The organism is Arthrobacter sp. Y-9 (assembly GCF_029690065.1).
Lineage (GTDB): Bacteria > Actinomycetota > Actinomycetes > Actinomycetales > Micrococcaceae > Arthrobacter_E.
On sequence record NZ_CP121463.1, the window covers coordinates 2,985,820 to 3,007,492 of the forward strand.

Annotated in this window: 18 protein-coding genes; 5 read left to right on the forward strand and 13 right to left on the reverse strand. The window is 69.1% G+C overall.

Annotation, left to right across the window (positions count from 1 at the left end; all coding sequences use genetic code 11):
• The first annotated feature begins 76 nt into the window (after positions 1–76).
• Positions 77–1,000, forward strand: coding sequence for a DUF4190 domain-containing protein (locus P9849_RS13525; RefSeq protein WP_278267253.1), 924 nt, complete (start codon positions 77–79; stop codon positions 998–1,000).
• Positions 1,001–1,092: 92 nt separating this feature from the next.
• Here P9849_RS13525 and P9849_RS13530 read toward each other — a convergent pair whose 3' ends face one another.
• The 3 genes from P9849_RS13530 to P9849_RS13540 form a co-directional block, all read right to left on the reverse strand.
• Entirely contained in the window at positions 1,093–1,638 is a 546-nt protein-coding gene (locus P9849_RS13530; protein WP_278267254.1) for a hypothetical protein, read from the reverse strand.
• A gap of 219 nt (positions 1,639–1,857) precedes the next feature.
• A complete protein-coding gene (locus tag P9849_RS13535; RefSeq protein ID WP_278269166.1) occupies positions 1,858–3,891 on the reverse strand; it encodes a PhoX family phosphatase in 2,034 nt (677 codons plus the stop codon).
• A gap of 173 nt (positions 3,892–4,064) precedes the next feature.
• Complete coding sequence (locus P9849_RS13540) at positions 4,065–5,081, reverse strand: o-succinylbenzoate synthase (RefSeq protein WP_278267255.1); 1,017 nt, start codon at positions 5,079–5,081, stop codon at positions 4,065–4,067.
• 127 nt (positions 5,082–5,208) lie between these two features.
• Here P9849_RS13540 and P9849_RS13545 point away from each other — a divergent pair, with 127 nt between their 5' ends.
• Positions 5,209–6,279 (forward strand): LacI family DNA-binding transcriptional regulator, encoded by a 1,071-nt coding sequence (locus tag P9849_RS13545; RefSeq protein ID WP_278267256.1) that lies wholly within the window; start codon positions 5,209–5,211, stop codon positions 6,277–6,279.
• An 85-nt stretch (positions 6,280–6,364) separates the two neighbouring features.
• Here the strand turns inward: P9849_RS13545 and P9849_RS13550 are convergent, their stop codons facing one another.
• From P9849_RS13550 to P9849_RS13565, 4 genes are all read right to left on the reverse strand, one after another.
• On the reverse strand, positions 6,365–7,738 hold the full coding sequence (locus tag P9849_RS13550) for a glycoside hydrolase family 32 protein (protein WP_278267257.1): 1,374 nt from the start codon (positions 7,736–7,738) through the stop codon (positions 6,365–6,367).
• 101 nt (positions 7,739–7,839) lie between these two features.
• Positions 7,840–8,643, reverse strand: coding sequence for a carbohydrate ABC transporter permease (locus P9849_RS13555; protein WP_278269167.1), 804 nt, complete (start codon positions 8,641–8,643; stop codon positions 7,840–7,842).
• Positions 8,644–8,735: 92 nt separating this feature from the next.
• The gene (locus P9849_RS13560) at positions 8,736–9,608 is read right to left on the reverse strand and encodes a sugar ABC transporter permease (protein WP_278267258.1); all 873 of its coding nucleotides are present in this window, start codon (positions 9,606–9,608) and stop codon (positions 8,736–8,738) included.
• Positions 9,608–11,023 (reverse strand): extracellular solute-binding protein, encoded by a 1,416-nt coding sequence (locus P9849_RS13565; RefSeq protein WP_278267259.1) that lies wholly within the window; start codon positions 11,021–11,023, stop codon positions 9,608–9,610. The genes P9849_RS13560 and P9849_RS13565 overlap by 1 nt, the downstream gene beginning before the upstream one ends.
• A gap of 213 nt (positions 11,024–11,236) precedes the next feature.
• On the opposite strand from P9849_RS13565, the gene P9849_RS13570 reads away from it, so the two are divergent.
• The gene (locus P9849_RS13570; RefSeq protein WP_278267260.1) at positions 11,237–12,148 is read left to right on the forward strand and encodes a phosphatase PAP2 family protein; all 912 of its coding nucleotides are present in this window, start codon (positions 11,237–11,239) and stop codon (positions 12,146–12,148) included.
• Between the two features lie 9 nt (positions 12,149–12,157).
• Here the strand turns inward: P9849_RS13570 and P9849_RS13575 are convergent, their stop codons facing one another.
• Positions 12,158–12,784 (reverse strand): TetR family transcriptional regulator C-terminal domain-containing protein, encoded by a 627-nt coding sequence (locus tag P9849_RS13575; RefSeq protein WP_278267261.1) that lies wholly within the window; start codon positions 12,782–12,784, stop codon positions 12,158–12,160.
• A 77-nt stretch (positions 12,785–12,861) separates the two neighbouring features.
• On the opposite strand from P9849_RS13575, the gene P9849_RS13580 reads away from it, so the two are divergent.
• Positions 12,862–14,592, forward strand: coding sequence for an amidase (locus P9849_RS13580; RefSeq protein WP_278267262.1), 1,731 nt, complete (start codon positions 12,862–12,864; stop codon positions 14,590–14,592).
• A 221-nt stretch (positions 14,593–14,813) separates the two neighbouring features.
• Here P9849_RS13580 and P9849_RS13585 read toward each other — a convergent pair whose 3' ends face one another.
• Positions 14,814–15,089 carry a hypothetical protein gene (locus P9849_RS13585; RefSeq protein ID WP_278267263.1) on the reverse strand — a complete coding sequence of 92 codons (276 nt, stop codon included), beginning with the start codon at positions 15,087–15,089 and terminating at the stop codon, positions 14,814–14,816.
• Positions 15,090–15,301: 212 nt separating this feature from the next.
• Positions 15,302–16,120: an MBL fold metallo-hydrolase gene (locus tag P9849_RS13590; RefSeq protein ID WP_278267264.1), complete on the reverse strand. Its 819-nt coding sequence runs from the start codon at positions 16,118–16,120 to the stop codon at positions 15,302–15,304.
• Between the two features lie 180 nt (positions 16,121–16,300).
• Here P9849_RS13590 and P9849_RS13595 point away from each other — a divergent pair, with 180 nt between their 5' ends.
• A complete protein-coding gene (locus P9849_RS13595) occupies positions 16,301–18,514 on the forward strand; it encodes a S9 family peptidase (RefSeq protein ID WP_278267265.1) in 2,214 nt (737 codons plus the stop codon).
• An 87-nt stretch (positions 18,515–18,601) separates the two neighbouring features.
• On the opposite strand, the gene P9849_RS13600 is transcribed toward P9849_RS13595, so the two are convergent.
• From P9849_RS13600 to P9849_RS13610, 3 genes are all read right to left on the reverse strand, one after another.
• The gene (locus P9849_RS13600; RefSeq protein ID WP_278267266.1) at positions 18,602–19,126 is read right to left on the reverse strand and encodes a GNAT family N-acetyltransferase; all 525 of its coding nucleotides are present in this window, start codon (positions 19,124–19,126) and stop codon (positions 18,602–18,604) included.
• A gap of 54 nt (positions 19,127–19,180) precedes the next feature.
• Positions 19,181–19,774 carry a GNAT family protein gene (locus P9849_RS13605; protein ID WP_278267267.1) on the reverse strand — a complete coding sequence of 198 codons (594 nt, stop codon included), beginning with the start codon at positions 19,772–19,774 and terminating at the stop codon, positions 19,181–19,183.
• Between the two features lie 175 nt (positions 19,775–19,949).
• Complete coding sequence (locus tag P9849_RS13610; protein ID WP_278267268.1) at positions 19,950–21,422, reverse strand: amino acid permease; 1,473 nt, start codon at positions 21,420–21,422, stop codon at positions 19,950–19,952.
• Positions 21,423–21,673 lie beyond the last annotated feature (251 nt).

Consider the following 21,673-nt stretch of genomic DNA (forward strand, 5'->3'; position numbering starts at 1 on the left):
ACCTGACGGTCATCAGCCAGGTGCACGCCTCCCCTACCCCACGGGGCAGGCGCCCGCAGGCACAGTCCCTGGCGGCATGCCGCAGTACGGTGGCCCACCGCCGGCGCCTTCGGGCTCGAAAGGCCTGGCGATCGCATCGCTCGTTTGCGGCGCCGTCTCCCTGTTTCTGGCCTGGGTCCCGGCCATCACCGTCCTGGCGCTCATCGCCGGCCTCGCCGCGATCGTCCTCGGCGTGGTGTCCCTGGCGAGGAGGTTCGGCGGGAAGGTCATGGCATGGATCGGCACAGGCCTGGGTGTGCTCGGCGTCCTGGGCTCGGTCCTCGCATTGATCGTCTTCGCCACTCTGAGCAGTTCCGGGCTCGAACGTTTGAAGAAATTCGACGAAGGCCAGGACAGACGGGTGTCCGTCAAGTACATCGTCACGACCTCGACCTCCACGAACGTGAGCTTCTCCACGCCGACCGGGGATTCCGAAAAGACCGTCAGCTCGGACTTCACGACGGAGTTCACCGCACAAGGCAAGGATCTGCTCGACATGACGGCGACCCCGGCAGACCGCACTGCGAAAGACGCAAAGGTCACGTGCGAGATCCTCGTCGACGGGACATCCGTGGCGAAGGAAAGCGGCGATGGCAAAAATGCCGGCGCGCACTGTTACCACTACAGGTCGTATTCCAGCTACCGAAGCGAGAAGCCATCCAAGGATGTCTCGGTCGAGTTCAAAGCGACCGCGAACAGCCCGGTCTCCGTGGAATCCGGCTGGTCGGCGAGTGGCGGTCAGAATTCAAGCTCACGGACCTTCGCCGCCTCCACGGATTCCACCACCACCGTTCAGGCGAAGGCCGACGGACTCATCACCCTGACCGTGCAAAGCGAGGACTGGGAGGCGAAGAACCCGTCCTTCGGCTGCGAGATCCTCGTGGATGGGAAGTCCGTGTCCAAGCAGCAGAGCAACAAGGCGACCGGATTCGCGCGCTGCGTGTACACGCCCCAGAACTGATCCGGGAACGTGCACCCTCACACCCACCGTGGCGAGGCCGCAGTGTCCAACTGATCAGGTCGGGCCGGTGCGCCCGCCCGGGCTGCGAGAGGTCACTCGCGGCGCCCGCCACCCAGCAGGCCTAGTCCCTGGGCCTTGAGCACGGCGTCTTCCTCGGCCTGGGTGAGCTTCCCAGAGGTCACCGCGGAATCCAGCTTCTTCTTCAGAGAAGCCTCCCGTTGAGCCCGCTGATCAGCATGGATGGCCGTGAAAGCCTCATGGACCTTCGCCTCACTCACCCCCAGAGCGCTGGCAAGGGACTTCTCCAATGCGGCCTGATGGGCGGTGCGGTTCGCTTGACGGTCGGCTTTGCTCTCACTGTTCTCCTTCGCCCCTGACGACGGCCTGTTCGCGTCACGGAAGGACTTCAGCGCGGCTTCCACCTTGCTCTGGTCGACCCCGAGCTTGGAGGCAAGCTCCTGAACGAGCTTGCCTCCGCCGTGCCGGTCCCCCACCGCGGGGGTGTTCTGGGCGGTCGACGGTGAAGCGGGAGTGCCGGAGGCGCTGGTGTCGGCGAACGCGGCACTGGCAACGCCGGTGGCGGCGCCCAGTGCGAGGAGGCCTGCTGCGGCCCCGAGGATCATCTTCTTGGTCGGCATGGGAGGGTACTCCTTGCGATGGCCGCCGTGGGCGGCGGAACTGACGGCCGCCCCGGACGGACCGGCCGATTTCACGATGAGGCGCGCGGGTAAGAGCAGGCTTTCACGGACCTGACCGGCACCTGGGAATCCCGTCCCCCGCAACGCCTCGGGCCCCGGAACATCGGTTCCGGGGCCCGAGGCGGGTCTCAGCGGCTGTGCTTCAGCGGCCTTCGACCACTAGCGCGGCAGGACCTGCACGACGGCGGGACGCGGGGCCCGCGCCTGGCCGCGCTTGAGCTTCGCACCGGCCGGCACGTAGTCGGGGAAGTACGAGTGGGGCTCCTCCCAGCTGCCCTCCTCGCCCGGGTGCTGCACCGACACGAACACCGTGCGGTCGCGGTCATGGATGACGGGGCCGCAGGTTTCGGCGTCGCGAGGTACGGAGAGGAACTGCTCCACCTTGCCGCGCTCCGGACCTTCCAGGGTGACCTTGAAGAGACCGTCGTTGTAACCGATGGTGCTCGGGGCGCCGTCGGTCGAGATCCAGAGGTCGCCCACCGAGTCGAAGGCCACGTTGTCCGGGCAGGAGATCGGCGAGACCTTGTCCTTCGGGAAACCGGAGAAGTAGGTGGAGCCGTTCTTCGCGGGGTCGCCGCAGACCAGGAGCAGGTTCCAGGCGAACCGCGTGGAGGTCTGGTCGCCGCGTTCCGTGATCTCGACGATGTGGCCGTCGCGGTTGAGGCTCCGCGGGTTGACCTCGGTGGGGCCTTCCTTGCCGGGCTTGCCGCGGTCCGAGTTGTTGGTGCAGGCCACGTAGATCTTGCCGGTGCGCAGGCTCGGCTGGACGTCCTCGCAGCGGTCCATCTTGGTGGGCCCGACCTTGTCGGCGGCCAGGCGGGTGTGGACCAGGACCTCCTCGACGCTCATGCCGGGGACGGCGGAGCGGCCGTCCACCACGAGGGGCAGCCATTCGCCCGAGCCATCGAAGGCGCCGTCGGCCGGGAGCTTGCCGGTGCCGTCGATCTCGGCGGCCGGGGAGTCACCCGTGAACCGTGCGACGTACAGATCGCCCTCGGTCAGCAGGGTCATGTTGTGGCGGCGGTCGCCCTCACGGTACTTGCCCTTGGAGACGAACTTGTAGAGGTAGTCGAAGCGCTCGTCATCGCCCATGTAGGCGACCACGTGACCGGAGCGGGCCACGATCACATTGGCGCCCTCGTGCTTGAAACGGCCCATGGCCGAGTGCTTGCGCGGCGTCGACGTCGGGTCGAACGGGTCCACCTCCACGATCCAGCCGAAGCGGTTGGCCTCGTTCTCGAAGCCCGGGTTGCGGGTGTCGAAGCGGGGGTCGTCCTGCTCCCAGCCACGCGCCGTCGGCTTGGAGCCCAGGCCGTAACGCTTCTCCGCCGGCGAGGCGCCGGGCGTGACGAAGTAGCCGTTGAAGTTCTCCTCGCCGGAAAGGATGGTGCCCCACGGGGTGGTGCCGCCCGAGCAGTTGCCCAGAGTGCCCTCGATCCAGCGGCCCTCCGGGTCGCGGGAGGTCTTCACGAGCGGACTGCCCGCGGCCGGGCCGGTTAGCTCGTACTTGGTGTCGATCAGGTAGCGGCGGTTGCGGCGCGCGCCCTGGATGTAGCTCCACGGCTTGGCGGAGTTGCGGCGTTCCAGCTCCACGACGCTCAGGCCGTGGGCGGCACGGCCGATCGCACGGGCTTCGGCGGCCGGCGTCTCCGGGGAGAACATGATGTTCTCGTTGGTGTACTCGTGGTTGGCGAACAGGAGCGCGCGGCGGCCCTTGCTGCCCGGCACCGTGATGATGTCCGAGTAGTCATTGTTGTAGCCGAACTGGCGTGCCTGCGCCGCTGCGGTCTGGGCGTTCACGTCGAACGCCGGGGCGTCTTTGAACAGCGGATCGCCCCAGCGGATCACCGGCTGCCAGGTGAAGCCGCGCGGCACGGTGAACTCGTCCACGGCGGCGTCGACCGGCTTGATGGCGCTGAAGCGCAGGTGGGACTTGTCGTACCCGGCCTTCGCGGCCGGGGCCAGCGTGGAGGAGGCCTCGGCGGGAGCGGCGCCGTTCACGGCACTGCCGAAGACGACGGCGAGCGCACCGGCGGCGCCCAGGCCCAGGGCGGAGCGGCGGGACATCGCGGAGGACGCGATGTCCCGGAAGTAGTCATTGCGGCTGGTGTTGCAGACCTCGCCCGAGCAGGCGTTGTCGCACTTCAGGGCGCAGGTGATGGGGCTTCGCTTGCCGCGGGTGTGGCCTGCCATCGGCAGGAGCTCAAGGAAGCGGGCACGGTTTTCGGACACGACGGTACCTCCGGGGTTTCTGAGTGTTCCCTTGGAGAATCGCATCGGGGATTGAACTGCACCCCAGCGCCCCGTGAACAGCCGGTGAACGGCGGGTGGGTCCCGCAACCGGCCGGGTCAGTCCAGCAGTCCGTTCAGCCCAGCAGCGCGTGGCAGCGCGCGAGACGGTCGAGCCACCACGCCTCGCGGTCGGGGGACGCGCGGTGCCGGTCCAGGAGTTCCGGATCGGGTTCCACCGGCCCCACCGGCAGCACCCCCGCCCGCGGCGTCAGCGCATCCCGGACCACGTCCTCCTGGAACAGGCTGACCGTCCCGAGCCCGCACGCGAACGGCAGCTCCGGCAGCGCCGCGGCGAGCGCCACCCCGGCGCTGATACCCACGGACGTGTCCAGCGCCGAGCTGACCACCGCGGGCAGCCCGGCCTCCTGCACGATCCGCAGCGCCTTCCGGACACCCCCGAGCGGCGCCACCTTCACCACCAGGAGGTCGGCGGCCCCCGCGCGGGCGACCTTCAGCGGGTCGTCCTCCTTGCGGACACTCTCGTCCGCGGCGATCCGCACGGCTCCGCCCAGCCGCGAGCGCACCTCGGCCAGGCCGTCGATCCCCATCACGGGCTGCTCGGCGTACTCGAGCCCGGTCTCGGCCAGGCGGTTCAACTGCGCGACGGCGGTCGGCACGTCCCAGCCCCCGTTGGCGTCCACGCGGATGGCCGCGTCCCGCAGGCCGGCGGCGTCGAGCGCGCGGCGGACGGCGCGGACCCGGTCGATGTCCTCGTGGGACTCCTGGCCCTTCTCGGCCACCTTGACCTTGACGGCGGTGACGGGCCCGAACCGTTCGAGGACGGCGGGGACCCTGTCCGGGCTGACGGCGGGCACCGTGGCATTGACCGGGACCTCCGTGCGCAGAGGCGAGGGGAAGCCGTGCCAGCCCGCCTCCACGCCGGCGGCCAGCCAGCGGGCGGATTCGGCGTCGTCGTACTCCAGGAAGGGGCCGAACTCCCCCCAGCCGGCCGGTCCCCGGAAGAGCACCATCTCGCGATGCGTCACGCCGCGGAACTTCACGTGCAGGGGCAGCGTGACCACGCGGGCCGTGCTCAGCAGCTCGTCCAGGGCGGGGAGGCTCTCGTGCGGCGCGGGGGTGCTGTGGCTCATGGTTCCGACTCTACGCGCGGTTTTCACCCCGGTTCGCAGGATTCCGCCGGGAGCACGCGGCGCGGATCGCTAAACTTGGGGAGAGCCCCGCGCAGAAGCGGCGGGCCGGGATCAAGGCAGGATCTGGATGCAGCGCAAAGCGACCGCCCAGGATGTGGCGAAACTCGCAGGGGTTTCCCGCAGCGCGGTCTCGCTGGTGCTCAATGGCCACGGGGACGGCAACATCGCCAGCGAGAGCCAGGAGCGCATCCGGCAGGCCGCCAAGGAACTGAACTACAAACCCAACGCGGTCGCGCTGAGCCTGCGGAATCAGCGCACGAGCGTGATCGGGATCGTCTCGGACCGTGTCATCTCCGGCCCGGTGGACGGCAACATCATCGCCGGAGCGGACGCCGTGGCACGGACGCAGGGCTTCGTGACCCTCGGCCTGGACACCGAGCTGGATGAGCAGCGCGACGTCAGCGCCGTCGAGACGCTCCTGGACCGGCACGTCGACGCGCTCATGTACGTCACGGTGGGCCTGCGCGAGCTCAAGGTGCCTGCCGGCATGGAGAAGGCGCCGTCCATTCTCGCGAACTGCTTCGATTCCCGCGGTCCGGGCCATGTGGGCAACGTTCTGCCCGATGAGATCTGGGGCGGCGCGGAGGCCCTCCGCCACGTCCTCTCCTACGGGCACCGGAGGCTGGCGTTCCTCACGGGTCCCCTGACGCACCCCGCGTCCCAGCGGCGTCTCGCCGGGTACCGCGAGGCCATGGCCGAGGCCGGCCTGCCGTTCGCGGAGGACGCGGTGCTCCCGACCGGCTGGGACATCACCGACGGTTTCGCCGCGGCCGGCGCGGCGTTGTCCGTGCCCGCGGACGAGCGGCCCACTGCGCTGCTGTGCGCCAACGACCGTTGTGCCGTCGGCGCCGTCCTCGCCGCCCGGGGGCTCGGCCTCCAGGTGCCGGGGGACGTCTCGATCGTGGGCTACGACGACGAGGAGCGCATCGCGGACACCATGGTCCCCGCGCTGAGCACCATGGCCCTCCCCCTGCGCGAGATCGGCGCCGCCGCGATGACCCGGCTGCTGTCGGCGGTGCCGCGGGTCGCCCGGAAGGCGTCCAAGCACCTCCCGCCGGACCGGAGTGTCCTGGAGGGCGAGCAGCTCATCCGGGGACGCTTCGTGGACCGGGGGTCGCTGGGACCGGCCCCGGCCTGATGACCGACCGTTGAGTGCTCAGTTGTTGCGGGTCCGGACCGAAGCAACCCGCGACTACTGAGCACTCAACGAGGCCGGAAGGGCGTCACGCCTCCGGCAGGGCGAGCTTCCAGGCGCTGGCGAGCGCGTCGCCGTCGAACGCCACGCGGAGTTCCTCCCCGGGCTGCGGGTAGATGCGCAGCGTGGTCGCGACGCCGCCGCTCCGGTAGATCTCCAGCAGCGAGGCATCCACGAACACGCGGAGCTCCTGGCCCGCGGCCAGCTCCTCCCGGAGCAGAACCGTCTCCCCCAGGCGGACGGTCACCGTCGCTTCCGCCCGCGCGACGACGGACGCCTCGCCCTGAGCGGGCAGCGTCACCGCACGATCGGTGAAGGGCAGCTCGCCGGCGCGGCAGGCGTCCACCTCGGCGAAGGGGGCCACCTCGAGCCGGCCGTCGACCAGCTGGAGCGTCCGCGGGTGGGTCAGCACGCCGGCCCAGCCGGCGGCGTCGATCTCGTCCTGGGTGCGGCCCCGGCGGCCGTCACGGCCCGGGCCTTCGTTGGCCCAGCCGGAGAGGAGCACCCGCGGCGTCCCGTCCTCGGCGTCCTCGAGCTGGGTGATCTGCGGGGCGTAGAAGTCCCGGCCGAGGTCCGACTTACCGCCCGAGACCGGGGTGAAGACCGGGAGACCCGTCTCCGGGTCGGCGGTCATGCGGCCCACCAGGTGACCGGTGCCGAGGGCGTGTTCGTGGAAGTCGTCCTTCTGCCAGAGGGAGAACATCGCGAGCCACGCGGTCCCGCCCTCGCCGTCGGGGATGCGCACGAGCTGGGGGCATTCCCAGATCTCGGCCAGATTCGCCGGGGCGTTGACGGGATTGTCCGTGGTGAGCCAGATCCCCAGGTACTCCCAGGCGTCCATGTCGGCGACGCGGTACAGGAGCAGCGCGGCACGGCCATCGGCCAGCCCGGCTCCCTGGATGGCGTAGCGTGCGCCCTCGAAGGTGAAGAGGAACGGGTCCCGCACCGCGGTGACCTGTGGGTCCTCCGGCATGGAGGCCGCGACGTGCCCGGTCTGGACCCAGTCCACCAGGTCCTCCGAGCCGCGCGCGATGACCACCTGGGAGGCGCCGCCGTCGGCACGCACGCCCGAGTAGGCCGCGGTGGGGACGCCGCCGTCGACCGTGACGACGCCGGTCCAGCAGCCGAAGTCGTCCGGCCCGCCGTCCTGCGGCGTCAGCGCCACCGGGTGCTCCTCCCAGTGCACCAGGTCCGCGCTGCTCACGTGACCCCACTGGATGCGGTGGTGCCGCGCTGACTCCGGGTTGTACTGGAAGAACACGTGGTAGCGGCCGTTGACGTGGCTGACGCCGTTGGGGTCGTTGATCCAGCCCTGCGCGGGACGGGGGTGGAGGCGCGGGAAGTACGGATCCGGGTGCTCCGCCGCCGTCCTGGCGAAGGAGAGGGCTGCAGGCTGGGTCACGGAGGAGGTCCTTTCGGGGAAGTGCGGGGAGGCGGACGGGTCCCTTCGTGGCCACGACGGGTGCGTGGCGGCGAAGGGACCCGAGCCGTTCAGGGAGGTGGTTACTTGCCGATGCCGGAGGTGAGGCCGGCCCGCAGGGTGCGCTGGCCGAAGATGAACACCACGAACGCCGGGATCATGGACAGGATCACGCCCGCCAGGACCACGGAGATGCTGCCGGTGCCCATGTTGCCCTGAAGGGAGACCAGCCCCAGGGGCAGGGTGAAGTTCTGCTCCGAGATGGTCATGATCAGGGGGCGGAAGAACTCGTTCCAGTGGTAGTTGAAGGCGAGGATGCCCACGATCGCCAGGCCCGGCATGGCCAGCGGCGCGTACACGGAACGGAAGGTCCGCCACGGGGTGGCGCCGTCGATCGCGGCGGCTTCCGCGAGGTCCGGCGGCAGGCCCAGGAAGTACTGGCGCATGAGGAAGGTGCCGAACGCCGTCGGGATGGCCGGGATGATCAGGGCCAGCAGCGTGTCCGAGATGCCCATGCCGCGGATCAGCAGGAAGACCGGGACGATCGTGACCTGCAGCGGCACCATCATGGTGGCCAGGATGACGGAGAACAGGGCGCTCTTGCCCTTGAACTCCAGCTGGGCGAAGGCGTACCCGGCCAGGGCGGCGGAGGCCATCTGGCCGAGGGCCACCAGGCCCGTGACGAGTGCGCTGTTCAGGACCAGCAGGCCCATGTTGAGCTGCTTGAACACCTGGGCGTAGGACGTGAAGTCCGGGTTCCAGGGGATGAAGCTCGGCGGCAGATTGAACGATTCGCTCGGCAGGCGCAGTGAGGTGGACAGGGTCCACAGCACGGGCCCGATGGTGAACACGGCGGCGATCGCCAGGATGACGATCCGTCCGGTCATCCCCCAGTCGATGCGACGGCGGGTGGTCGGTGCGGGGTCCACGGTGGAGGTGCCACGGGGCCGGAGAGTCTGGGTGGTGGTCATGGCGGGCCTCACTGGTAGAAGACGAAGCGCTTGCTGAGGCGGAACTGCGCCGCCGTGATCAGCATGATGATGATGGTCAGGATGACGCCCAGGGCCGAGGCCTGGCCGAATTCGAGGCGCTGGAAGGCGGTCTCGAAGATCACCATGACCGCGGTGCGGGTGGAGTCACCCGGTCCGCCGCCGGTGAGGACGTAGGGCTGGTCGAAGACCTGGAGCGCCGAGATGATCGCCATGACCGAGGCCACCAGGGTGGTGGGGCTGAGGAGGGGCAGGGTGATCTGAACCAGCTTGCGCCAGCCGGTCGCGCCGTCGAGCGACGCCGCTTCGTAGGTCTCGGTGGGGATCGACGCCAGGCCGCCCAGGAAGAGCAGGAAGGAGAAGCCGAAGTTCTGCCAGACGTAGACCAGGACGATCACGGCCGCGGAGCCCGTGGGGCTCGTGAGCCACGGCACCGACGGGATGTTGAGCAGGGACAGCAGCCAGTTCACCACGCCGAACTTCTCATTGAAGAGGTACTTCATGAAGATGGACACCGAGGCGGCCGAGAGGACGAGCGGGAAGAACAGGGCACTGCGGAAGAAGCTGCGGAGCCAGTTGGGAAGCTTCTCGGTGACCAGGACGGCCAGGCCGAGGGCGATGCCGAGCTGCAGGGCCACCGCCACCACCACGAAGAGGATCGTGTTGAGGAAGGACACCTGGACCGTGGGGCTCTGGGCCACCTCGGCGAAGTTGGCGAAGCCCACGAATTCGGGGGCGGAGATGATGTCCCAGTGGAAGAAGGCCAGGACGATCGAGGCCACGATCGGGATGAGCGTGAAGATGCCCATGCCCGCGATGGTGGGGGCCAGGAAGACCCACGGGAGCCAGCGTTGTTGTTTCATCAGTTCCTCCCGAGAGCCAGGTCGAGATCCCGCTCGAGGGACTTCATGGCGTTCTTGAGCTGGGCCTGGTCACCGGAGACGGCCAGCGAGACGTTCTTGATCAGGGCGGTCTCCACGGCGGCCTGCTCCGGCGGCGCCGGGATGGGGCCGGTGGACGGGAACTTGTCCAGGGTGTCGTAGAAGACCTTCCAGTGCTTCGGCCCCTTGCCGGAGTACAGGGCCTCGTTGACCATCGACCGCCGGGTGGGCGTGGTGGTCGGCAGGGCGAAGGCCACTTCCATGGCCGGCTTGGAGGCCGCCCACTTCACGAACTCCCAGGCGGCGTCCTTGTCCTTGGCGGTCTTCATGATGGCGTAGCCGGCGGTGCCGAACTGGTGCCGCTGCGTGCGCCACTTGGGGAAGAAGGAGACGTCGAACTCGTCCTCCTTCATGCCCGCTTCATGCAGACCCTCCACCCAGTAACCGCCTGCGGGCGTGCTGCCGATGCGTCCGGAGGCGAACAGACCCACCAGTGAGTTGCCGCCACCCTCCTCGGGGCGGACGCCCAGGCCGTCCTTGACCAGTCCGCGCAGGAAGTCGAAGGACTCCTCCACGCGGGAGTCGAGGGCATTCGGGGACTCCCAGAGCGAACCGCCCGCGCGCATCTTGCTGCTGGGGTCGTTCTTGTAGAAGCCGTCCCAGAGCCAGCGGCCGCCACTGGCCTTGGTCTCCTTGAGGAAGCTCGTGTCGTTGATGTAGAGCCACGGCACCACGCCGCCGAAGAGACGGTTGGTCCAGTAGTACGGGGTGAAGTCGCTGCCGTTGGCCTGCTTCATGGAGCTGAGCATGTTCCGGAAATCCAGGTGGCTCCAGTCAGCCGGAGGAAGTTCCAGTCCGGCCTTCTTCAGGGCGGAGGTGTTGAAGTACATGTTCGCGGCGTTCCAGTCGAGCGGAAGCTGGTACAGGCTGCCCTTGTACATCATGGCTTCCACGAGGCTCGGATGGACGTCGTCGAAGTACTCCTGCAGCACCGAGGCATCGCGCTGCACGAACCGGTCCAGCGGCTCGGCGAGGCGTTCGGCGAAGAGCTGCGTGCCTTCCGTGGCCACGTACACCAGGTCCGGCGACTGACCGGCGGCCACCATGGTGAGGAGCTTGACGAAGAAGTCCTTCCAGTCCACGGACTGGATGGCCTGCACCTTGACCTTGATCTCGGGGTGCACCTTGTTGAAGTCGGCCACGAGCTTCTCGCGGGCGGCCGCATCCGCCTTGGTGCCCTGGATGACGATGCTGAGGCTGTTGTCGCCCCGGCCGGGGATGTCGGCTGCGGTCAGACGCGGCCACGACGCCGCTGTCACCCCCACCACTCCGACTCCCAGGGCGCCGAGCGCGGCACGGCGGGTGATGTCCCCGACCGCTCCCACTTTGCTTGCCATGAGTTGTACCTTTCCTGGTGCGACGTCGCACCTAACACGTGTTAGGTAGATTAGGTTCCACGCGCCCTTTGTGTCAAGGATCACTTTTTGTCAAGTCGCTGAACTGCGGAAACAGTGTTCATCCTCGAGGACGACGACGCCGGGGCGCCTCGCCGGGCGTTCGCGCCGGCCGCCACTCCGGCGGCTTCCAGATTCCTGTGTCACGCTGGACCCATGTCACCGATCAGCACGCTCGAGCACCGGGGCGCCCGCCAGAGCCGCGGCTCCGCCTGGCGCCCGCTCGCCCTGGCCTTCGGCGCCGTCCTGGGAGCGCTCGGAATCCTCTGGATGTACCGCTTCTTCGTCCGGACCGTGGACGGTCAGACCCTCGACGCCCTCGTGCTGTCCCAGGCCAGAGCCATGAGCGGCGGCCGTCTGGACAAGGTGACCACGGCGGTCCTGGACAACCTCCCGGCAGCGTCGATCATCCTCGCCGCGATCATCGTCGGCTTGGTCGCGTTCGTCGGCAGACGGTGGACACCGGCACTGTGGGCCGTCATCGCGGCGGTCGCGGCGAACCTGGCGACGCAGGTCCTGAAGTACACCGTATTCGGCCGCCCGGACCTCGGCGTCGAGACACCCACCAACAACTCGCTGCCCTCCGGGCACACCACTCTGGCGGCCAGCGCCGCCGCGGCCGTGACCCTGGCGGTGCCGCCCCGCTGGCGCCCGCTCGCGGCCGCACTGGGGGGCACCTTCGCCTTCGTCTCGGGCGCGTCCACCGTGGTCAACCTCTGGCACCGTCCCGCGGATGTGGCTGCGGCGCTGCTCATGGTGGGCGCGGTCTCCGCCCTCACCGCCATCCCGGTCCTGCTGCATGAAGCGCGGCACCCGGAACCGGCAGATGGGAGCGCCTCCCGCGTCCTGTCCAACCGGCGCTTCTGGTCCACGGTCACCCTGCTGATCGCGGCGCTCAGCGCCGCGGCCGCCGTCGTCTTCCCGCAGCTGCCGCTCGGCTCGCTGAGCATGACCGGCAGCGACGGGGTGGACACCCGCGCCTTCTGGTCAGGCGTCGCGGCGATCTCCGCCGTCGCGTTCACGGTGTCCTGGGCGGGAATCCTCCTGCTGAGCCGCCCGAAGCGGTAGCTCTGCGCGTCAGCTCACGCCGAGCAGATGTTCCACCGCGGAGAGGAAATGTTCGCGGCGGTCAGGCACACCCTCCCAGCGCACGAGCGCCTGGGCGTTGAGCCCGTCGATCATGCCGAGCACCTGCCAGGCCACGGCGGCCGGATCAGGCGCCGAGTAGACCCCGGCGCGCACCCCGTCCCGGATGACGCCCCGGAGCAGCTCCTGCCAGGCATCCATCTCCTCGCGGACGGCCGCGGCGAGGGCTTCGTTGCGGCGGCCCAGACCCCAGGCCTCGACCCAGACGGCGGTGACGGGCAGCCGCTCCGAGTCCAGCGAACTGGCGAGCACGGCGCGCAGGCGCAGCGCGGCGTCGTCGAGATCCGCCATCGACCGCTTCACCTCGACCCGGTCCCCCGCGGCGATCCGCGCGAACGTGGCCGCCACGAAATCCTCGATCCGCGGCTCGTAGTGCGCCACGAGCCCGGACGCCACGCCCAGCTGCCGGGCCACGCGGCGCAGCGTGATGGCCGCGAGCCCCTCCTCCAGCGCGACGACGGCGGCCGCCTCCCGGATCTCGGCGTGCCGTTCGGCGGGGCTCTTGCGCACGCGGGGCGCCTGCCGCGCGGACGTCTCCGGGGAGTTTTTCGTTGACATGGTGGCCTCAGTCTAGCTACCGTTGAACTAATTGATCACTCGATCAACAACTTTCATCCGCCCCCAAGGAAGACACCATGGCCCGCATCGACGTCGTCGAAGCCTCCATCGCGCAGCTGCGCGCCGCCCTCGACTCCGGTGAGACCACCGCCGTCGAGCTTCTGGACGCCTACCTCGCCCGCATCGAGGCCTACGACGGCGAGCTCCACGCCGTGGTGGTCATGAACCCCGCCGCTCGCGCGGACGCCGAAGCCTCGGACGCCCGGCGCGCCACCGGCGAGACGCGCGGCCCTCTGGACGGGATCCCCTACACCGCCAAGGACTCGTACCTCGCGAAAGGCCTCACCGCCGCGGCCGGCTCCCCCGCCTTCCAGGACCTGGTCGCCCAGAAGGACGCGTTCACCATCGAGCGGCTGCGCGGCGCCGGCGCGGTGCTGGTCGGCCTGACGAACATGCCGCCCATGGCCAACGGCGGCATGCAGCGCGGCGTCTACGGCCGCGCCGAGAGCCCCTACAACGGCGACTTCCTCACCGCGGCCTTCGGGTCCGGCTCCTCCAACGGCTCCGGCACCGCGACCGCCGCCAGCTTCGCCGCCTTCGGCCTCGGCGAGGAGACGTGGTCCAGCGGCCGCGCGCCGGCGTCGAACAACGCACTGTGCGCCTACACGCCCTCCCGCGGCGTCATCTCCGTGCGCGGCAACTGGCCTCTCGTCCCCACCATGGACGTCGTGGTGCCGCACACCCGCAGCATGGACGACCTGCTGGAGGTCCTGGACGTGATCGTCGCCGATGACACCGAGACCCGCGGCGACTTCTGGCGCGTCCAGGAGTTCGTGGACATCCCGGCGTCGTCGGAGGTCCGGCCGCCGTCCTACCCGGCCCTCGTCCCCGCCGACCGCGGCGAGCGCGCCGCCCTGCTGCGCGGCAAGCGCTTCGGCGTGCCGACGATGTACCTCAACAAGGACGACGACGCCGGCACCCTCGCCGAGGGCGAGGCGCCGTCCGCGCGGGGCATCGGCGGCCCCACCGGGCAGAAGATCGACACGCGGGCTTCGGTGATCGCTCTGTGGGAGGCGGCCCGCCGGGACCTCGAAGCCGCGGGCGCCGAGGTCGTGGAGGTCGATTTCCCGGTCGTGTCGAACTACGAGTCCGACCGACCCGGCGCTCCGAGCATCAAGACCCGGGGCTTCGTGTCCCCGGAGTACCTGCAGGAGGAGATCGTCGATCTCTCCGCCTGGAGCTGGGACGACTTCCTCGCCGCGAACGGCGACCCGGCGCTGAACAGCCTGACCCAGGTGGACGGCGCTTCGATCTTCCCGCACCCGAAGGGCGCGCTCCCGGACCGCTACACAGGCTTCGACGACGACATCGCCGAGTACCCCGCCGTCGTGGCCGAGCGGCCGATCACTCATCCGCGCGAGCTGTACACCCTGGAATCCGGCCTGCTGGGTCTGGAGAAGACCCGGCGCGTGGACCTCGAGGAGTGGATGGACGGGCTCGGCCTGGACGCCGTGATCCTGCCGGCCGCGGCCGATGTCGGACCGGCCGACATGGACGTGCGGGAGGAGTCCGCGGATCTCGGATGGCGGAACGGGGTATGGGTGTCCAACGGTAACCTGGTCCCGCGCCACCTCGGCATCCCCACGGTCACGGTCCCGATGGGCACCATGGCGGACATCGGCATGCCGGTCGGACTGAGCTTCTGGGGCAAGGCCTACTCGGACAACGAACTCCTCGCCCTGGCCGCCGCGTTCGAGGCCACCGGCGAGCGCCGCACCGAACCCCCTCGGACCCCGCGCCTGGCGTAGGCCTCGGCGTCTCGGCGAGGGTCGCATCAGCGGCCCTCGCCGAGACCCCTCACGCGAGTTCGTGGGTTTCGGCCAGTTCGTGGGTTTCGCGTGAGTTCGCGGGCACGGTCCACGAAGTCACCCGCAACCCACGAACTCAGCCGCGTCCGGACAGCACGAAGGCCGCCCGGGAGTGCCCGGACGGCCTTCGTGATGGTCGGAGTGGTGGTCGGGACCGCCGCTCAGTTCCGGTGTTCGCCGCCGTCGCTGCTCTCACGCGGCTGGAGGTAGTCCTCGCCGTCCTCGGTGCGCACGACTTCGTACTCCTCGGAGACCTGCTCGATCGCGGCCTTGTCGGCCGGGCTGGGTTCCTTGACGGGACCCGGGTTGGGCGTCCGCTCGGCATCGCCGAGGACGGCGCCGAGTCCCTGCGACGAGGGCGTCACCTCATCCTCGGCCACGGCGTCGTCGGCCGCCTGCCGCTCGACGGGCTTCCCTGAATTCCGGTCGTCGTTCATGATGTCCCCTCTCTCACGCCACACTTCTCACGCCGCCCGGAGGCCGGCTTGTCACCGCATCGGCCGCCTGGGCGAGGTCCGGGACCCGGGTCGGGCCCCTGTTCCTTCACTTTACTCGACAGCCATAAATGCTCGATCATCGAGCTATCAGGCTATCCAGCCGACAGGTCCGGTGGCAAGAGCACACTTCCGCGGACCAGGGACGCCCGCCCCTACGCCGTGACGCGGAGCCTGCGGATGAAGTGCCGGGACTGCTCCGGGCCGTACGGGAGCACCGGGATGGCCTTGGTGGCGTCGTCCGGGGTTTCGCGCGTGGCCTGGTGCGCCTGGCGGACCGCCATCGCCATGGTGTCCGCCATGGTCTTCACTTCGCGGTCGTCCATGGGGGCGCCATGCCCGGGGACCAGGTACTCGTAGCGGTGCCGCAGGGCCGAGATGTGCCGCAGCGCGTCCGCCCAGTCCACCGGATAAGAGTCCTCGAAGGCCGGGTAGCCGCCGTGTTCGACCAGGTCACCGGCGTAAAGGGTCGTCGCGGTGCCGACCAGGAGGTCGCCGTCGGTGTGGCCACGGCCCAGGTGGAAGAGCCCCACGCTCCTGCCGCCCAGGTCCACCAGCACCGGCTGATCCCTGACGATCGCCTGCGGCACCACGAGTGCCGTCGCGTCGCCCTCGCCAGCCGCCATCTCGGGCTCGAAGACCTCCACCGCCGGACGCTGCGCCTCGCCGGACTCTGCGATGGCGCGGGCGGCGTTCTCATGCGCCCAGAATTCGGTGACCCCCGCCTCCTGGAACACGGCATTGCCGAAGAAGTGGTCGTAGTGCGCGTGGGTGTTCACCACCACGAGCGGAAGATCGGTCACGCTGCGCACCGCCTCCAGGATCTCCCGGCTCTGCCGCGGACCGCATCCGGTGTCGATGACGAGGGCTCTTTCCTGCCCCACCACCAGCCCGGTGTTGAGAAACTCCGCCTCCGTGGTCAGGACGTAACTGCCCTGCCCCAGATCTCGCAGACCGACATCGTGCACCGCCACGGAAACCTCCTGTGTCGCCGGTGAGCAGGCACACGGGCCGGCTCCCTGGATGTCGCTCATCGTACCTCCGCTCCCTGCCACTTCCCTGGGACACGCGTAGGCGGGAGGCGGCCTGAGACGTTCGCCGAGAGCCGATTCCCACCCCCTCTCCAGCGCTTCCCGTCCCACTAGGCTGGGGTCATGACCGCAACACCACACGCTCCTCAGCCGCCCCGCGCCAAGAAGGTCCCCGTCGAACGCTCCCACCACGGGGACCTGTTCGTGGACGAGTACGAATGGCTCCGGGACAAGGAGAACCCCGAGGTCGTGCAGCACCTCGAGGCCGAGAACGCCTACCAGGAGGCTGTGACCGCGGACCAGGAGCCCCTCCGTGAGGCGATCTTCCAGGAGATCAAGGGCCGCACCCTTGAGACCGACCTCTCGGTGCCCGGCCGCAAGGACGGCTGGTGGTATTTCACGCGGACCGCCGAGGGAAAGGACTACCCGGTGTTCTGCCGTGTGGCGGCAGCGGACACCGGCGACGCCCTGGCCGACTGGACGCCTCCGGTGGTGGAGGCCGACGTCGTGCTCGACGGCGAACAGACCCTCCTGGACGGCAACGCGGAGGCCGAGGGGCAGCCGTTCTTCTCCGTGGGCGGCACGGCCGTGACGCGGGACGGCAACCTTTACGCCTACGCCGTGGACAACGCCGGCGACGAGCGTTTCACCGTCCGCATCAAGGACCTCCGGACGGGTGAGCTCCTGCCGGACGTGATCGAGGGGGCCTTCTACGGGCTGGCCTTCTCCCCCGACGGCACGCGCCTGTTCTACACGGTGGTGGATGAGACCTGGCGTCCTCACCAGGTCCGCAGTCACACCCTGGGCACCCCGGTGGACGAGGACGAGCTCGTCTACCAGGAGGACGACCCCGGCATGTGGCTCGGCTTCGAGCTGTCCGCCGAACGGACCCACCTGGTGGTCGCGTCGTCCTGCTCCGAGTACAGCGAGGTGCGCCTGCTCGACTTCGCCGATCCCGGCGCCGGCCTGCGCACCGTCATCCCCCGCGACGCGCGGATCCTCTACGAGGCGGAGCCGTTCACCCTGGTGGCGGAGGACGGCGGCGAGCCCGTGGACGGCGTGCTGCTGACCCACGACCGGGACGCCGTGAACTCCATGGTCTCCTTCGCCGCGTGGGACGAACTGTCCCGGCCCCTGGAGGGCCAGCAGTGGATCACCGTGGTGCCGCATTCCGACGACGTCCGCGTCAACGGGACCGCGATCCTGAAGGACTTCGTCGTCCTCTCGGTGCGCCAGGACACCCTGGAGCGCGTGCAGTTCCTTCCCCGCGAAGGCCTGGGCACCCCGCGGCAGGCCGAGCCGGTGGAACCCGTCTTCGACGAAGAACTGTTCACGTCCTACCTGAGCGGCGCCGACTTCGCGGCGCCCATGGTGCGCCTGAGCTACACGAGCTTCTTCACGCCGACCCGGGTGTATGACTTCGTGCTTCCGACGGCGGAAGCCCCGTCCGGTGAGCTGCTGCTGCGCCGCGAACAGCCCGTGCTCGGCGGCTACGACCCGTCCGACTACGTGGCCACCCGCGAGTGGGCCACGGCCTCCGACGGGACCCGCATCCCGCTGTCCGTGCTGCGCCACCGTTCGGTGCAGCCGGACGGGACGGCCCCGGGCCTTGTCTACGGCTACGGCTCCTATGAGGTCAGCATGGACCCCGCCTTCGTGGTCTCACGGCTCTCCCTGCTGGACCGTGGCATCGTGTTCGTGGACGCCCACATCCGTGGCGGCGGCGAGCTCGGCCGGCGCTGGTACGAACAGGGCAAGAAGCTGGCGAAGAAGAACACGTTCACGGACTTCATCGCCGCCACGGACCACCTCGTGTCCGCGGGCTGGGTGGACCCGCAGCGCGTCGCCGCCCTGGGCGGTTCCGCCGGCGGTCTGCTCATGGGCGCCGTCGCGAACCTGGCGCCGGAGAAGTACACGGCCATCGTGGCGCAGGTGCCCTTCGTGGACGCGCTGACCACCATCCTCGATCCGGAGCTGCCGCTCTCCGCCCTCGAATGGGAGGAGTGGGGCAACCCGATCACGGACCCCGAGGTCTACGCGTACATGAAGAGCTACACGCCGTATGAGAACATCCGGGAGACCGCGTACCCGAAGATCGCGGCGGTCACGTCCTTCAACGACACCCGCGTGCTCTACGTGGAGCCCGCGAAGTGGGTCCAGGCCCTCCGGGACAGGAACACCGGCACTGAGCCCGTGGTCCTGAAGATCGAGATGGAGGGCGGCCACGGCGGCGCCTCCGGCCGCTACGTCCAGTGGCGCGAACGCGCCTGGGACTACGCCTTCATCACGGACGCCCTGGACGCTCGTGAGCCGCTGCCGGGCGCGGGACTGCGGTAGAACGGCCCAAGGCTACGGATGCTGAAGGCCCGCCCCGTTCTCGGGGCGGGCCTTCAGTGTGTCCGGGCGGGGTCCGGGCGGCCTGAGTCAGCCGACCGGGAACCAGTACCGGCGGAACCCGTCCCGCGTGTCCTCATACTGGCCGCCGTTGCCCTCGATCACGGCGCGGGAGGCCTCGTTCTCCTCCACGCACGTGACCAGGACGTCCTCGATGCCCAGGGCCGGGGCGAGCCGCAGGGACTCGGCGAGCGCCTTGGTCGCGACACCCCGGCGACGTGCGGAGGGCCGCACCGAGTAGCCGATGTGGCCGCCGTAGTTGAACAGGAAGTCGTTGAGTTCGTGCCGGATCGCCAGGAAACCGAGGATCTCGTCCTGGCCGTCCTCCACGATCCAGTAGTAGCTGCAGTGCACCCGTCCGGGCGCCGGCTCCACCGAGGTGTCCCCCTCGGTGAGCCGCTGCTTCAGGTACTGCTCGAACCCGTCCCGGCTCAGGTTCGGCGCGGCGGCCTCCTGATTGAATCCCGAACCATCCAGAGGGCCGTCGCCGAAGTCGTGCAGACAGTCTTTCCAGGCGTCGTAGGCGTCGGCGTGGGGCGCGATCAGGGTCAGCATCCCCTCATTGAAGCAAACTCCGCGCACGCCGTCTTGTCACACGCCCGGCCCGCCTCAGCGGGCCTTGCCCAACCGGTACTCCAGGTTCCTCTTCACGGCGGCCCACTCCCCCGCCAGGATGGAGAACACCACGGTGTCCCGCAGCACCCCCTCGGGCGTCAGGGCCTGGCTGCGCAGCACCCCGTCCTGCTTGGCGCCGAGCCGGGCGATCGCCTCGCGCGACTGGTGGTTGAGCCAGTTGGTCCGGAATTCCACCGCCACGCAGCCCACCGTCTCGAAGGCATGGCGCAGCAGCAGGTACTTGGAATCGGCGTTGGTGCCCGTGCCGTGCGCCGAGCGGCGGTTCCACGTCGAACCGATCTCCAGCCGGGGCAGCGCATGGTCGATGTTCATGAAACTCGTCATGCCGAGCACCTCGCCCGTGGCGTTGGAGAGGGCCGTGAAGGGCAGCATGCCGCCCGTCTCCTGCAGTGCCAGGCGACGGTCGATCTCGGCCCCCATCGCCTCCGGACGCGGCACGGAGGTGTACCAGAGGTTCCACAGCTCGCCGTCCTGGACGGCCTCGACCAGCCCGGCTTCGTGGTCCCGGCTCAGGGGTTCGAGGGTGACGTATTTCCCATGCAGGGTCACGGGATCGATTTTTTGCACGAGGACTATTGTGCGGCCCGGACGGCCCGGATTCCAAGGGGTTCACCAAGCGTTCATCTGCACCGGCGAAGCTCCGGAGACGACGACGGCGGCGCCTCCCCGCGTGGGGAGGCGCCGCCGTCGTGCGCTCACTCCGTCCGGGCCGGGACCGCGGGTCCCGGCAGCCGGCGGGAGGTCAGCTGAAGAGTTCGCTCTTCGGCTTGTTGTTCCGCACCTTGAGCCAGCCGAGCCACAGGAGCAGCGCGAAGAGCGGCACGGTCGCGAGGGTCCAGGCGCCGAGGTAGAACACGCTGCCGTCGGAGCCCTTGGTGGTGTCGAAACCGATCAGCACGGTGATGATCAGGAGCGCCACCAGGCCGGCCCAGCTGGTCCAGGGCGAACCCGGCATGGGGAGGCTGGAGACCTCGCCCTTCTTCTTACGGAGCATGATCTGGCAGGCGAAGATCGAGCCCCAGGTGAAGATCACGCCGATCGAGGCGGTGTTGAGCGCCAGGTCGAAGGCGTGGGAGCCGCCGAGCCAGACGTTCAGGATGATCCCGACCAGGTAGAAGGCGCCGATCGCCAGGATGGCCGCGAACGGGATGTGCCGCGAGGACATCTTGGTGAGCCACTTCGGGGCGTGCCCGTTGTTGGCCATGGTGCGGAAGATGCGGCCGATCGAGTACAGGCCGGAGTTGCAGGAGGACAGGGCTGCGGTGATGACGATGAAGTTCATGACATCGCCCATCCACGGCAGGCCCATCTGGCCGAACACGGTGACGAAGGGGCTGGTGCCGGCCTTGTACTGGTCGCTCGGGAGGAGCATGGCCAGCAGGGTCACGGAGCCGACGTAGAAGACCACGATGCGGATCACGACGGCGCGGATCGCCTTGGGCACCTCGCGAGCCGGGTTCTCCATCTCGCCGGCGGTGATGCCGACCAGTTCGATCGCGTTGTAGGCGAAGATGACCGCGTTGAGCACGAGGACCATGACCAGGACGCCGTGCGGGAACATGCCGCCGTCGCCCGCGAAAAGGTTGGCCGGGCTCGCGTGGGACGGGCCGACCTGGGCGTTCATGACGACCAGCACGGTGCCGACCACGAGGAAGATCAGGATGGCGCCGACCTTCAGGACGGAGGCCCAGAACTCGAACTCGCCGAAGGCCTTGACCGAGAGGAGGTTCACGGCCACCAGGAGCACGAGCGCCGCGATGGCGGAGACCTCCACCGGCACGTTCGGGAAGACGTACTGGAAGTAGAGGCCGATGGCGATCAGCTCGGCGATGCCGGTCATGCCCCAGTTCAGGAAGTACATCCAGCCGGAGAGGAACGCGCCCTTGGAGCCGAAGAGCTCACCCGCGTAGGACACGAACGATCCGGACGTCTGGCGGTACATGATGAGCTCGCCCAGGGCCCGCATGAGGAAGTAGGCGATCACGCCGGCGATGGCGTAGGAGAAGATCAAAGCCGGGCCGGTGGAGGCGAGACGCCCGCCGGCTCCCATGAAGAGTCCGACGCCGATGGCCCCGCCCATGGCGATCATGGTCACGTGACGGCGGCTCAGGGACTTGCTGTAACCCTCGGCGCTGAGAGTGGTGCTGTCTGCGGCGCTGGAACCCTGCCTGTTGGCCTGGCCCTCGGTGCGCTCCTGCTGCGTTGTATCTGACACGGTAGACAAGTGTACGGACCCTTCACCGAACGTGATTTGACTAACACGCGCTTGAGTCGCACATCACACTGATCATGCGGCCCGCACGTGGGAGGATATTCGCCGGACTTCGACAGCTGGGCAGACCGATTCCCGCAGTTTCCAACATTTGACGAATGTTTCAGAGTCAGATGTCGGGTTCCGAGCTCAGAAACGCGGAGATCCCCCGCTCGGCGACGGGTCGCCGGGCGGGGGATCTCAGGCTGGAGCCC

Bases quoted from the DNA above. Each gene is read 5' to 3' on its own strand.
- P9849_RS13525 (WP_278267253.1), top strand. From the start codon at position 77: ATGCCGCAGTACGGTGGCCCACCGCCGGCGCCTTCGGGCTCGAAAGGC.
- P9849_RS13530 (WP_278267254.1), bottom strand. From the start codon at position 1,638: ATGCCGACCAAGAAGATGATCCTCGGGGCCGCAGCAGGCCTCCTCGCA.
- P9849_RS13535 (WP_278269166.1), bottom strand. From the start codon at position 3,891: ATGGCAGGCCACACCCGCGGCAAGCGAAGCCCCATCACCTGCGCCCTG.
- P9849_RS13540 (WP_278267255.1), bottom strand. From the start codon at position 5,081: ATGAGCCACAGCACCCCCGCGCCGCACGAGAGCCTCCCCGCCCTGGAC.
- P9849_RS13545 (WP_278267256.1), top strand. From the start codon at position 5,209: ATGCAGCGCAAAGCGACCGCCCAGGATGTGGCGAAACTCGCAGGGGTT.
- P9849_RS13555 (WP_278269167.1), bottom strand. From the start codon at position 8,643: ATGACCGGACGGATCGTCATCCTGGCGATCGCCGCCGTGTTCACCATC.
- P9849_RS13560 (WP_278267258.1), bottom strand. From the start codon at position 9,608: ATGAAACAACAACGCTGGCTCCCGTGGGTCTTCCTGGCCCCCACCATC.
- P9849_RS13565 (WP_278267259.1), bottom strand. From the start codon at position 11,023: ATGGCAAGCAAAGTGGGAGCGGTCGGGGACATCACCCGCCGTGCCGCG.
- P9849_RS13570 (WP_278267260.1), top strand. From the start codon at position 11,237: ATGTCACCGATCAGCACGCTCGAGCACCGGGGCGCCCGCCAGAGCCGC.
- P9849_RS13575 (WP_278267261.1), bottom strand. From the start codon at position 12,784: ATGTCAACGAAAAACTCCCCGGAGACGTCCGCGCGGCAGGCGCCCCGC.
- P9849_RS13580 (WP_278267262.1), top strand. From the start codon at position 12,862: ATGGCCCGCATCGACGTCGTCGAAGCCTCCATCGCGCAGCTGCGCGCC.
- P9849_RS13585 (WP_278267263.1), bottom strand. From the start codon at position 15,089: ATGAACGACGACCGGAATTCAGGGAAGCCCGTCGAGCGGCAGGCGGCC.
- P9849_RS13595 (WP_278267265.1), top strand. From the start codon at position 16,301: ATGACCGCAACACCACACGCTCCTCAGCCGCCCCGCGCCAAGAAGGTC.
- P9849_RS13600 (WP_278267266.1), bottom strand. From the start codon at position 19,126: ATGCTGACCCTGATCGCGCCCCACGCCGACGCCTACGACGCCTGGAAA.